Origin of the sequence: Sinomonas sp. G460-2, from assembly GCF_047759905.1 — a bacterium.
Taxonomy (GTDB): Bacteria; Actinomycetota; Actinomycetes; order Actinomycetales; family Micrococcaceae; genus Sinomonas.
This window is the reverse complement of the sequence record NZ_JBKZWT010000110.1, coordinates 1-11,089: the sequence shown is the minus strand read 5'-3', so window position 1 is coordinate 11,089 and position 11,089 is coordinate 1. Positions and strand designations below refer to the sequence as shown.

Annotated in this window: 14 protein-coding genes and 1 pseudogene; 3 read left to right on the top strand and 12 right to left on the bottom strand. The window is 63.8% G+C overall.

Going from position 1 to position 11,089, the window contains the following annotated elements:
- A pseudogene (locus ACLN58_RS11840) lies at positions 1 to 442 on the bottom strand (hypothetical protein); the annotation flags it as partial.
- A gap of 204 nt (positions 443 to 646) precedes the next feature.
- Between ACLN58_RS11840 and ACLN58_RS11835 the strand changes: the two are divergent.
- Both ACLN58_RS11835 and ACLN58_RS11830 read left to right on the top strand, forming a co-directional pair.
- Complete coding sequence (locus ACLN58_RS11835; RefSeq protein ID WP_415855461.1) at positions 647 to 1,387, top strand: response regulator transcription factor; 741 nt, start codon at positions 647 to 649, stop codon at positions 1,385 to 1,387.
- The gene (locus ACLN58_RS11830; RefSeq protein ID WP_415855460.1) at positions 1,384 to 2,943 is read left to right on the top strand and encodes a sensor histidine kinase; all 1,560 of its coding nucleotides are present in this window, start codon (positions 1,384 to 1,386) and stop codon (positions 2,941 to 2,943) included. The genes ACLN58_RS11835 and ACLN58_RS11830 overlap by 4 nt, the downstream gene beginning before the upstream one ends.
- Positions 2,944 to 2,959: 16 nt before the next feature.
- Here ACLN58_RS11830 and ACLN58_RS11825 read toward each other — a convergent pair whose 3' ends face one another.
- The 11 genes from ACLN58_RS11825 to ACLN58_RS11775 form a co-directional block, all read right to left on the bottom strand.
- On the bottom strand, positions 2,960 to 3,835 hold the full coding sequence (locus ACLN58_RS11825; protein ID WP_415855459.1) for a hypothetical protein: 876 nt from the start codon (positions 3,833 to 3,835) through the stop codon (positions 2,960 to 2,962).
- A 177-nt stretch (positions 3,836 to 4,012) separates the two neighbouring features.
- Positions 4,013 to 4,459 carry a hypothetical protein gene (locus ACLN58_RS11820; RefSeq protein ID WP_415855458.1) on the bottom strand — a complete coding sequence of 149 codons (447 nt, stop codon included), beginning with the start codon at positions 4,457 to 4,459 and terminating at the stop codon, positions 4,013 to 4,015.
- A 132-nt stretch (positions 4,460 to 4,591) separates the two neighbouring features.
- Positions 4,592 to 5,071: a hypothetical protein gene (locus tag ACLN58_RS11815; RefSeq protein ID WP_415855457.1), complete on the bottom strand. Its 480-nt coding sequence runs from the start codon at positions 5,069 to 5,071 to the stop codon at positions 4,592 to 4,594.
- Positions 5,072 to 5,341: 270 nt separating this feature from the next.
- A complete protein-coding gene (locus ACLN58_RS11810; protein ID WP_415855456.1) occupies positions 5,342 to 5,833 on the bottom strand; it encodes a hypothetical protein in 492 nt (163 codons plus the stop codon).
- Positions 5,834 to 5,926: 93 nt separating this feature from the next.
- Complete coding sequence (locus ACLN58_RS11805) at positions 5,927 to 6,361, bottom strand: hypothetical protein (RefSeq protein WP_415855455.1); 435 nt, start codon at positions 6,359 to 6,361, stop codon at positions 5,927 to 5,929.
- 85 nt (positions 6,362 to 6,446) lie between these two features.
- Positions 6,447 to 6,896, bottom strand: a complete 450-nt coding sequence (locus ACLN58_RS11800) for a hypothetical protein (RefSeq protein ID WP_415855454.1) — start codon at positions 6,894 to 6,896, stop codon at positions 6,447 to 6,449.
- A 69-nt stretch (positions 6,897 to 6,965) separates the two neighbouring features.
- On the bottom strand, positions 6,966 to 7,439 hold the full coding sequence (locus ACLN58_RS11795) for a hypothetical protein (RefSeq protein ID WP_415855453.1): 474 nt from the start codon (positions 7,437 to 7,439) through the stop codon (positions 6,966 to 6,968).
- Positions 7,420 to 9,645 carry a DNA/RNA non-specific endonuclease gene (locus tag ACLN58_RS11790; RefSeq protein ID WP_415855452.1) on the bottom strand — a complete coding sequence of 742 codons (2,226 nt, stop codon included), beginning with the start codon at positions 9,643 to 9,645 and terminating at the stop codon, positions 7,420 to 7,422. The genes ACLN58_RS11795 and ACLN58_RS11790 overlap by 20 nt, the downstream gene beginning before the upstream one ends.
- Position 9,646: 1 nt before the next feature.
- Positions 9,647 to 10,015 (bottom strand): DUF6507 family protein, encoded by a 369-nt coding sequence (locus tag ACLN58_RS11785; protein ID WP_415855451.1) that lies wholly within the window; start codon positions 10,013 to 10,015, stop codon positions 9,647 to 9,649.
- A 3-nt stretch (positions 10,016 to 10,018) separates the two neighbouring features.
- A complete protein-coding gene (locus tag ACLN58_RS11780; protein ID WP_415855450.1) occupies positions 10,019 to 10,339 on the bottom strand; it encodes a pore-forming ESAT-6 family protein in 321 nt (106 codons plus the stop codon).
- Between the two features lie 29 nt (positions 10,340 to 10,368).
- The gene (locus tag ACLN58_RS11775) at positions 10,369 to 10,704 is read right to left on the bottom strand and encodes a WXG100 family type VII secretion target (protein WP_415855449.1); all 336 of its coding nucleotides are present in this window, start codon (positions 10,702 to 10,704) and stop codon (positions 10,369 to 10,371) included.
- 191 nt (positions 10,705 to 10,895) lie between these two features.
- Between ACLN58_RS11775 and ACLN58_RS11770 the strand changes: the two genes are divergently transcribed.
- Positions 10,896 to 11,089: hypothetical protein (locus ACLN58_RS11770; RefSeq protein WP_415855448.1), on the top strand; the 194-nt coding region annotated here is incomplete at its 3' end.

Here is an 11,089-nt window from a genome sequence, read left to right as displayed (position 1 = left end):
GCTCACCCCACCCCTGAGCGGGCGCGCCCGGTGCCGTGGCGCCGGGAGTGGACGAGCCTTGGGCGTGGGGGCCCTGTGCATACGGGCCCTCTGTATAGGCACCTTGGGCGTACGGACCTTGGGCCGGACCCTGCGCGGGGTATTCCTGGGTTGCATTTCCCTGGGCCGGATTTCCTTGGGCCGGCGCGCCCCATCCCTGGGCGACCTGCGGCTGGGCGGGTGCCTGAGCGGTCTGCGGCTGGTTGGGGTAGAGGGTCTCGGTCGGCTGAGCCTGCGCGTTGACGGGCGTCGCCTGGGTGGGCGCCTGATCGGCGGGCATCGGCTCGGTGTGTGCCGGCTCAGTCGGCGACTGCGGGATCGGGCCCGGCTGGTTCGGGGCCGCTGAGTTGCGATCCTGCGGGTTCGGGATTTGCGGGTTCGGGGTCTGCGGTCCGAGTGACATCGTGTTCTCCTCCAAGGGTGATCCGTTCCTGCACACCAGACTCGGAAGAGATCCTGTGCCGTCGCTGTGCCCACCGGCTGGACTGGCTGTGCTTCTGGGCCGCGATTCGCCTCGGTTCAGGTACCTCGGGTCTAGGCTGGGCTCCACAGGCTCCTCACAGGGGGAACTCAGGCTTGGATTACCGATCCACAGGAGGCTGGAAACATGGCAAGCCCTTATACGACCAACAACCTCCCCACCCTGACGCACCCGGACGGCTCCCCGATCCGTGCGCTCGTCGTGGATGATGAGCCGAGCCTGTCCGAGCTCATGAGCATGGGGCTGCGCATGACGGGGTGGAGCGTGCAGGTCGCCGCCGACGGTCCCGCAGCAGTCAAGGCCGCCCGCGACTTCCGCCCCGACGTGATGGTTCTCGACGTCATGATCCCCGGGTTCGACGGCGTCGAGGTGCTCAGGCGCGTCCGCCAGTTCCTTCCCGAGGTCCCCGCTCTGTTCCTCACGGCGAAGGACGCGATCGAGGACCGGATCGTGGGCCTCGCGGCCGGCGGCGACGACTACGTCACGAAGCCGTTCAGCATGGAGGAGGTCATGCTCCGCCTCCACCGCCTCGTGCAGCGCTCGGGTGTTGCGGCGCAGGACGACGCCGAGCTCGTGGTCGGCGACCTCGTCCTCAACACGGACACGCGCGAGGTGACCCGCAGCGGCGAAGACATCCAGCTCACGGCGACGCAGTTCGAGCTGCTTCGGTACCTCATGGAGAACCCGAAGCGCGTCATCAGCAAGTCGCAGATCCTCGACCGCGTGTGGCAGTACGACTTCGGGGGCCAGGCCAACATCGTGGAGCTCTACATCTCGTATCTGCGCAAGAAGATCGACGCCAATCGGACGCCGATGATCCACACCGTCCGCGGCGCGGGCTACGTCATCAAGCCCGCTGACGGATGAGCACCTTGTCCGGCGCCGCTCCACGTCAACGCCGGCGCTGGACTGATCCGAACTCGTGGCAGCTGCGCACCAAGATCGTCCTTGCCATGACGCTCCTGCTGGTCGCGATCTGCTCAATCGTCGGCTCGGTCCTGTACGCGTCGATGGATCACTTCCTGACTCAGCAGCTCGACACCCAGCTTTTCCAGGCCAGCCGCCGCGCTTCGCTCTTCGGCGGAACGAACTCTCAGTCGTCCCAGGGCTCCGCGCAGGCACCCAGTCCCGGCACGGGACAGACGGGGAACGGGTCCACGCAAAACCCGCCCGACCCGCGGGATACCCGCGGACAGGGCGCAGGAACACTCAACATCCGCCTGTACCAGGGCGGCAACCTCATGACCGGAGGGCTCATCGGCCCAGACGGCCAGCGCCTTGCGATCACTCAGGCCGACACCGCGATCCTTGCGGCGATCGCCCAGACGGCCGAGCCAGCTGTGGGCGGACCCCAGCCGGTTCCCCTGGACAAGAACCTCAGCGTGGGCCACTACCGGCTCGTGGCCGTCCAAGCCGCGAACGGGGACACGATCGTCACGGGGCTGCCGCTCGCGGCCCAGGACAGCACGCTCGCATCGCTCGTGCTCACCACAGTGATCGTCTCGCTCGGCGGCCTCGTGCTCATCGGGCTCATCGGCACCTACATCATCCGTAAGACGCTCAAGCCCCTCGGCCAGGTTTCGGCCGTCGCCGCGCGGGTCGCCCAGCTTCCCCTCGACGCCGGTGAGGTCGCCCTCGCGGTCCGGGTGCCGCCGTCGGCCGCTCATCCCGGCACCGAGGTGGGCAACGTGGGGCACGCGCTCAACCGCATGCTCGACAACGTCTCGGGCGCGCTCCAGGCGCGGCAGGAGTCGGAAATGAAGGTGCGTCAGTTCGTGGCCGACGCGTCGCACGAGCTCCGCACGCCGCTCACCGCCATCCGCGGGTACACGGACATGCTCAAGATGACCGAGTCGCTCTCGCCGCAGGGCACGGAGTCGCTCGGGCGGGTTGAGAGCCAGTCGCTGCGCATGAGCCGCCTCGTCGAGGACCTGCTCACGCTCGCGCGGCTCGATGAGGGCCAGCCGCTCAAGTTCGGGCCGGTGGACCTGACCCAGCTCGTCGTGGAGACGGTCACGGATCAGAAGGTCATCGCGCCCGATCATCGCTGGCGGCTCGATCTCCCGGACGAGCCGATCGAAGTTAAGGCCGACGGCGCGCGGCTCCACCAGGTCATGGTCAACCTGCTCTCCAACGCGCGGAAGCACACCGAGGCGGGGACCGTGGTCACCGCTGGCGTGGCGCGCTCGGCGACGGGCGACGCCGTCATCACCGTCACCGACAACGGCCCCGGAGTGCCTCCCGAGTTGCAGAACAGGGTTTTCTCCCGGTTCACGCGCGCCGACAAGGCACGCACGGGGACCGAGGGGTCGACGGGCCTCGGACTCTCGATCGTCCAGGCGATCGTGGAGGCGCACGGCGGATCGGTGGAGCTGAGCTCGCGGCCTGGCCGGACGGAGTTCGCGGTCTACCTCCCCGCGTAATTGACAGGCGCGGGACCTACCTGTGGGAGAGGTGGCAGAAGACGCACTTCGCGCCGAATTCGACCCGCTCCGGGTAGACGCAGCCCAACATCGGCGATTCGGAGCAGCGGTCCAGTGAGATCGCAAGTGCCTGCACATCATCGTGAGTCGCGCCGAGAGCCTCGGCGAGCGGTCTCTTGATCTCGGATTCCGATTCCGCGATGAGGGCGTTCACCGCCTCGGTCACGACCTCCTGGGCACTCTCCAACTCGCTCCGGCGCTCGCCGTCGGCTCGGCCCATCTGGTAGCCCATGGCCTCAGCCACGTGCTCTTGCGAGATATGCATCTCGTGGTAGTCGCTGTATTCGTTCTGGAGCGCGGTCACGTTGCGGCCGTTCCAGGTGCTGTTGCGACGATTTTCCGGGTTGGCCCAGTTCGTCCCGGGAACACCAGTATCAAGATGCGCCACTGAGTCTTCCTTCTCCGTGAATCGAGACCGGCCCTCAGCCAGGCGTTGCTTGAGCCACTCGGGCTGGTGCGCCTCGTCCCGGGGGAACTTCTTGGCATCGTTGACGTACGCGACGGGGTCGAGAGTTTGACGGAAATCTGGCTCGTCATCGTAGTTGAACTTGGCCGACATCCCTCTGTCGGCCGTTACCGTCACAGCAATCGAGAACCACGTGCCCGATCCGTCGCGGTACATGACCTCGCGCAACCGATCCAACACCGCGGTATCGAGCGTACGGCCTAGCTTCACTCCCTTGGTGCTGCCATCCGGAAAGTGCGCGACGGCTGAGCCGCTCTTCACTGCCGTCAGAATACTCATCCGCAGGACCAGGCTTTCGGCGCCGTCGGGGACCGCCCGCAGGAGCGCCTCCCGCATCGCCTCTTGAGCTTCGTCCTGGTCAATCATTCGATCTTCCATAATGCAAGAATCCCCCCTAATTCATCGGACTTGTTCGAAGCAATTGATTCCATGCGACCAACGCACGCCGAATCATGCGAGCTTGCCTTCAGGTTTTGGATACCCCACGACGCCCTCGTAACCAGCCGACTCTTCCCGACGGACATCTGCATTGAATACCAAAGCCTAGGACTGCCCCAGCTGCTTCTGCACCTCAACCTGCCACTGATCAACCAAGTCTTCGGTAGTCACTGAAGGGTCGTTTGAATACTGAGCTTCGTATTTGTAAGTTGCATCCAGTGAACCACTGGCGACTACATAATGAAGTTTCAGTTGCGTCGGGACGGGGCGACCAAATGTTTCGCCCGCCGAACGCAACCGTTGCAACTGACCCGCACCGTTTTGGAGAAGTGATCTCTGTCGCAGCCCAGATGTGTCTACACCGGGAAGATTGTGACGCTCAATCACTCGCCCATCGATCACGAAGAATGGATCAAACTGAACTGTATTGTGCTCGATAGACCCGTGAGCGTACACGTCGCTAACGCCGGTACCGGCATATTCCAATGACACGCCGATCAATTCGCTCTGAACATCGGAAAGGACGCCTTCGAATGAAGTGACTTCCGTCATCGAACCCACCTACTCATTGTCGATTTCCTTCCACTATATTCGGCATTAAACGGGGATCGGACGGTCACCACCGCATCACCCAGCGAACCCACTCGATCCCTCTCTAAACGATTCGTGCGCTACGAAGAGGCGTCAGCTCTGGCCCGAAATCCGCGCTTGCCCTTCGGCCAACCGCTGCTTGAGCCACTCGGGCTGGTGCTCCTCGCCGCGCGGGAATTTCCCCTGGTCCGTTACATACGCAATCGGATCAATGCCTCCCAGACCGAAGTCTGGCTCCTCGTCATAGTTGTACCTCGCAGTTGCGGACTCGGTATTCGTCACCGTTATCCGGGCTGAGAACCACGTTCCAGTCCCGTCTCGATAACATGCTGCGCGCAACTCTTCGACTGCTTCCCAGAGCTCGAACGGTCCGTCGACATCATTTACACGGCCATCCGGAGTCGAATACTCGCCGTTTGGGTTGTATGCAGACAGCTCTGGAGTGCTCATGACAACGGTTGAGCTGATCGAAAGTTGGATCCGTTCATCGCCGGCAGAAATCAAACCGTACAGCATCTTAACCACGCGGTCGAACGCATCCTTTTCAATTACGGGATTCCCTGACTCAGCCATTATTGAGCACCCTTACTGAGGTCGACCGTCGTTTATGCTGACCGTAACTTTGAATCGCACCTGAGCTTCCACTACCTCGACATATTGCGATCTGATATCCAGGTCCTCCCAATCGAGAGCGTCCGCGCAGAGCGCCTTCAGCTTCGCCACGATCGGCTCGACCTGGTCTGCGAACCAGCGCAGAGGCCGACCACCTTGTCCAGACCGCCCCTGCGTCAACCAGCGAACCCACCCGATCCCCCTAAACGATTCGTACGCGACGAAGTTGCGTCAGCTCTGGCCCGAAGTCCTCGCCTGCCCTTCAACCAGCCGCTGCTTGAGCCACTCAGGCTGGTGCTCCTCATAGCGCGGGAAAGCCTTCGCGTCGTATACATACGAGACAGGGTCGAGGGTTGTCCCCAAGTCGGGCTCGTCATCGTAGTTGAACTTGGCGGACATGCTACCCTCTGCCGTCACCGTCATCTCCACCGAGAACCACGTGCCCGATCCTGCCCGGTACATGACCTTTCGCATCCGATCGACGAGATCGTCATCGAAGCGGTTCCCCAGCCTGAGCCCCTTAGTACTGCCATCTGGGAACGTCGCTTTGATAGTCCCGCTCATGACCGGCTCAAGCACGCCCATTCGGAGGACAATACTTTCTGCTCCATCAGGAAGAACGCTCAAAAGCGCGCGACCGACCGCTTCTTGAGCCTCTTTCTGATCAATCAGACTGTAGTTTTGCAACATTCTTGAATCTCTTCCTGATGGGGTCGCCGTCATTCACGCTGTATTCAGAGGCATCAGGTCTGGCCCGAAATCCGCGCCTGGCCTTCGGCCAACCGCTGCTTGAGCCAGTCGCGCTGGTGTGCCTCGTCACGCGGGAACTTCTTCGCGCCATTCACGTAAGTTCGCGCCATTCACGTAAGCCCCCGAATCGACGCCCTCGGGCCCGAAATCTGGTTCGTCGTCGTAGTTGCACTCCGCCGTTGCTGCGCCGTCGGGCGTCACAACAATCCGTGCGCTGAACCACGTGCCTTTGCCGGCTCGGTACGAGGCCGCCCTCAGCTTCCGGAGCGCCACGGACAGCTCGTACGGGAAGTCGACAGAATTAAAGCGACCCTCAGGCGACTCAAGCGTGCCGGCAGCATTGAACCCCCGAACCCGCTCGTACGTCGCCGGAGCGAGAAGGCTCGCAAGATACTCGACGCGCTCGTCGCCGTCCTCAAACAAGGCGAGCAGGGCACCGCTGACGGCGTCAAGACTTTCTGGATCTTCAGATGAATTCGATTGCCTCGAGTCGCCAACCACGGGATCCCCCGTCTACCGTCATGAGCCGCGAGACAAGTCCGTTATGAACGCGACGGATGCTTACCGATTGTTGCACAAAATGGGGTTATGCCCGGCCGTCAGTTTCGCCGCGAATCTCATCCTGCCAGGTGCCGGAGATGTCATGAACCGTCAGAGTCCAGTGATTAGAGTACTGCGGACCGTACTCATACTGGGCGTCAAGTGATCCATTTGCGACGACGTAATGCAACTTAAGCTGACTCGGCACAGGACGGCCGGATTTCGTTCCTGCCTCCCAGAGCCTCAAAAGCTGCGCGTTTCCACACTTCACCAATGAGCGTTGACGGGGGATAGATGTGTCGGCATTCAATAACTTTCCCCTCCCGACCACCTCCCCTCCCACAACGAAAAACGGATCGAAGAACATGGATCCATTCTCGGTGGACGCATAGATATATACATCACTAACTCCGCCCTCCGCATACTCAAGCGAAGCAGCTACCATTTCGGACTGGACGTCGGCGAGGACCTCCTCGAAATCCGAATTCTCGTTCAAGATGACCCCTCTCCCAGACGGTGAAGGCTTCGATCTTCGCCTTTCCATCGACTCCGTCAGTCGCCGGTATCACTCACCGCGGGCGGCAAGGCGCGCCCTGCCCTCGGCGAGACGCTGCTTGAGCCACTCGGGCTGGTGCTCCTCGTCCCTCGGAAACGCCTCCTGATCCGCCACATACGCGACCGGGTCAATTCCTCCGAGGCCGAAATTCGGTTCTTTATCATAGTTGTATTCCGCCGTTGCTGCCCCGTCGGATGTAACGATGATTCGAAGACTGAACCAGGTACCGACATCAGTTCGATACGACACTTCTCGCAGCTTCTTAAGGGCATTCCGCACATCGCTCGTCTCAAGAGGCGAATTCGCCTTTCCGTCGGGCGTTTCATATCGCCCGGAAGGATTGTACGCAAAGGTCTGTGTGAAGTGAACCGGCACCGTCATGCTAGCCCTGTATTCTATACGGTCATCGCCCTCGACTAGCATACGGTAGAGCGCGACGCCGAGATCGTTGAATGCTTCCTTCTCAGCCAGAATCCCGTGCATTTCCGACATTCTCGAACCATTTCCTTTCCGGGTAGGCGCCATTGACGCTGTAATCCACGACTATTTCATACGGAGCCTTTTTGTCTCCGGAGTAGTGGGCCCGAATGTCAACTTCGATCTTGGTGGACGGGTCGTGCTTCAGCATCGCCCGCCATTGGTTTTCAAGGTGAGCGTAGGTGTCGCCCGCACCGCGGTTGACAAACTGCAGCATTGCCTTGATGTTAGCTTCCTCGCCGCCACCTCCGAAAACGTTGGCAAACAAGTGACCGCCTTCGAACCCGTCGCCCCCCTGCTTCGCGACCCGTGTCTGGACGGAGGGGGACCTGTCCGCTTCCCCCAACGCGAGCTGATCGGTGTGGGCCACGTCCGTGCGTCCCTCGGAATCGGTGTGGAAGACGTGAGCATGGCTCGCGCCGTCGACCGGGTTCGTCACATCGGGATGCACCACGTACGTCGTATCGGGATGAGGGTTCATGAGGTCCGCGTTGAGATTGCCCTTGCCTCCGTAGGTGGTTTCCACGTAAGTGACGTGCCCGTGCGCGTCGGTGTAGAAGTCGCCGCGCCCCTCGACGTGGTACATCGTGTTCGGCTCAAGGTCGGTACGCGCCGCGAAGGCGGTCCGCTTACCCGGAACGTCGCGACCACTGACCGTCACTTCCTGGTGCACGTCGGGCCGCGGGTGGTCCTGCGGCGAGGCTGGGCGCTCATCCGGCGTCCGGGCCGGCTCGCCGGGGGTGCCTTCGGGGCGGGACCCGTGGCCGTCGGAGCCAGCGCCGTGGCCGCCGCCCGAGCCGAGATCCCCACCGCCGTGTCCCCCAGCGCCACCGGACGAGTGGGACCCACCGGGGACGTCGCCAACGTGACCGGTCTCGACGTGCACCCCACCAACCGAGGCCGGTTCGACCACCGGCTGGTCGACGTGTGGGGCGATCGGCTCGGGACGCCCCGCCGGTACCTCAGGCTCCGCATGGGAGCCCTCGAAGTGGAACGAGCCGTCCTTGAAGCTCGGCATGTGGTCGGAGACCAGGCCCTTGAGGTCGTCGAACTTGCTGCCCAGGGCGGAGGCAAGATCGGAAAGCTTCGGTAGCGCGAGGTGTACGCCCTTCGCCACGAGCGAGACCGGATCGGTCAGATCCCCGATCGCCGCGAGCTTGGACAGCTTCGAAGCGTCCCCCGCGGCCTCGCCGACCCGGCCAACGGCCCCGACCTTCCCGACCTCCCCGACGACCGGAATCAGGAGCGAGCCGACATTGAAGATCGTCGCCCCCGCCGCAGCGCCCGGATCCTCGGCCCACTCGTCCCACGCGATCGTGCCCTTGCCCAGGTTCGTCCACGCGTCCCCGGCACCCGACCAGTCGCCCCACTGGCCCGTCTGCGGGTTGTACGAGATCAGGGTGCCCATGGCGCCCCACGTCGTGGTGACCGTGTTCCACGACCACGAGAAGTTCCAATCGTGCACCGTGATCCCGACCATCTGGCCCAGCCCCGCGAGCGTGCCGCCCACGCCGTCGACCACAATGCCCTTGAACAGGCTCGGCACGAACGTTGCGGTCTTCTCCGAGCACGACTCCTGCCGGTCCGCGGACTGCCCCCAGGGCAGCTTCGTCCCCGCCGGGATCGACGAGTACCCATACCCGAGCGGATCATCGCTCGCCCCGGTCAGGGCATGCAGCGGCGGCAAGCCCGCGACGGAGCGGATCGTGTTCGCGCACGCCCGCTCCGCGGCCTCGTACTCGACCATCTGGTCCGCCACGCCGTTGATGATCCGGTTGTTCTCATTGTTGAGCGACTCGTCCTGGTCCCAGCTGTCCACCTTGACATCGCCGAGAGCCATCCAGCTCCATGTCTCGTGGGGCTTGAACGCAGCGACCTTGCCCCCGAGGGCGAGCGCGTCCGCGTGGTACGCCTTGAGCCTCGCCACGATCGGCTCGACCTGATCCGCGAACGATCTCAGCGCGCCGGCAACCTTGTCCAGGTCGTCCCCGAACGCCGTCGAGGACGCCCCCACCGGATCCATCGCCGAGAAAAGCTGAGCATCCCCCGGCCCCCTGTACACCCCGGAGATCGGCCGCCACGCCGACACCACAGCCGCCCCGCCGCTGCGCACCTCGCCCGCCGCGGACGTCAGCGACGAAGCCCCCGCACGGATCGCCCCGACATCCACACTCGTGTACGGGATCGCCCCCGCATCAACCAGCGAGCCCACGTCACCGACCCCCGAGTGCGGAGAAGTCCCCGGACGCCGCCGCCGCAACGGCCTTCGCCTGGGTGCTGGCCGCCATGGCCTCGTCGCCGTCCACGATCTCCTGCGTGGCCTTCGACGCCCCCATGAGAGAGGCCTTGATGCGGTTGGTGATGCCCGTGAGCACGGGCTTCTCGTGGTCGAAGAACGCCACGATCGCGTCGCCGATGACCTGGGACTGCGCGGCCGTGACGGCGGTCGCGGAGATCTTGTCGATCCCCTGCGTCCGCCCGTCCGCCGAACCGCCCAACGCGTCCGAGATCACCGTGCCCTGGTGCGCCACGTCGGTGAGCACCCTCTCGACCCCTGCCGGGTCTACGTTCCACCCAGACATGGGTTATCCGATGTTGTCGACCGCGCTTTTCGCCCGGCTCATCGTGCTCGTCGCCGTCTCGTCGTTCTGCTGAAGCGACGAACGCAGTGTGCTGATAATCGTGCGGACCTCTCCGGCCACCGCGTTCCAGCGGCGCTCCTTGGCCGCGTACTCCTCGGAGACGCCGTCGGCCTGGTAGTCCGCCATCGCGGCCTTCACATCGCCGTCGCGCTGCGCAATGAGCGCCTCGAGCTGTGCGGCCACCCGGTTGAAGTTGTCCTGCGCGTTCTGCGACGCGGCCGTGTCGAAGTCGCGACGATCGGCCTGGTTTGCTCCCGTACCCATGATTGCTCCCCGCCTAGTCCTGAAATCGATCAGCCGCGGCCGCTGAAGCGCGCCGCGTCGAAGTTTGAGCTGCTCGTGAGCGAGCGCGTGCTATCGGCCATCTCCGAGTCGCCGGTCTGGAACGACTGGTCCATCCCGGAGATGCCGCGCAGCACCGAGGCGAGCGCCTGGTTCAGCTCCGTGGCGATCTCGTCGGTGTGCGCGTGGAAGGCGTCGAACGCCCCGCGCCCTGCGCCGTTGAACTTGCCCTGCAGCGGCTCGGCGGACGCGGCAAGCTGACGGACCAGAGTCCCCAGATCGCCCGACGACGACGACGTCTGCTTGGTCAGTGTGGAGAGGGTCTGAGCCCCCATGGCAAACTTCATGCTGTTCCTCGGTTCCTCTTCTTCCGCGACACATGCCGCCGGTGAACTGTGATCCGACCCCCGAACGAGCCGCAAGCGCCACCAGAATAACTAAATCCGTCAAAATGACAAAATACCTGTACAACCCGTGACGACTGGCTTAAGCCGCTACGACGGGGCAGTCATAATGGTCACCGGAGGGGAGGTAGACCGTGTCAGCACCGGCCACCGAGCCCATTCCTGCCCTCACCTGCGGACACTGCGGCAACGGCGTCTCGTCGGCGCAGCGCAACTGCGGCGCGTGCGGCGCCCCGCTGACGACGGCGGCCCCCGGCGACCAGCGCGAGGTCACCTCGCCGTTCGCAAGAGTTCATCTCGCATCCGCCTGGCGCACCGCGGCGGCGCG

Excerpts from the sequence above, each read along its gene's own strand:
- ACLN58_RS11835 (WP_415855461.1), top strand. The coding sequence starts at position 647 with ATGGCAAGCCCTTATACGACCAACAACCTCCCCACCCTGACGCACCCG.
- ACLN58_RS11830 (WP_415855460.1), top strand. The coding sequence starts at position 1,384 with ATGAGCACCTTGTCCGGCGCCGCTCCACGTCAACGCCGGCGCTGGACT.
- ACLN58_RS11825 (WP_415855459.1), bottom strand. The coding sequence starts at position 3,835 with ATGATTGACCAGGACGAAGCTCAAGAGGCGATGCGGGAGGCGCTCCTG.
- ACLN58_RS11820 (WP_415855458.1), bottom strand. The coding sequence starts at position 4,459 with ATGACGGAAGTCACTTCATTCGAAGGCGTCCTTTCCGATGTTCAGAGC.
- ACLN58_RS11815 (WP_415855457.1), bottom strand. The coding sequence starts at position 5,071 with ATGGCTGAGTCAGGGAATCCCGTAATTGAAAAGGATGCGTTCGACCGC.
- ACLN58_RS11810 (WP_415855456.1), bottom strand. The coding sequence starts at position 5,833 with ATGACGGCGACCCCATCAGGAAGAGATTCAAGAATGTTGCAAAACTAC.
- ACLN58_RS11795 (WP_415855453.1), bottom strand. The coding sequence starts at position 7,439 with ATGCACGGGATTCTGGCTGAGAAGGAAGCATTCAACGATCTCGGCGTC.
- ACLN58_RS11785 (WP_415855451.1), bottom strand. The coding sequence starts at position 10,015 with ATGTCTGGGTGGAACGTAGACCCGGCAGGGGTCGAGAGGGTGCTCACC.
- ACLN58_RS11780 (WP_415855450.1), bottom strand. The coding sequence starts at position 10,339 with ATGGGTACGGGAGCAAACCAGGCCGATCGTCGCGACTTCGACACGGCC.
- ACLN58_RS11775 (WP_415855449.1), bottom strand. The coding sequence starts at position 10,704 with ATGAAGTTTGCCATGGGGGCTCAGACCCTCTCCACACTGACCAAGCAG.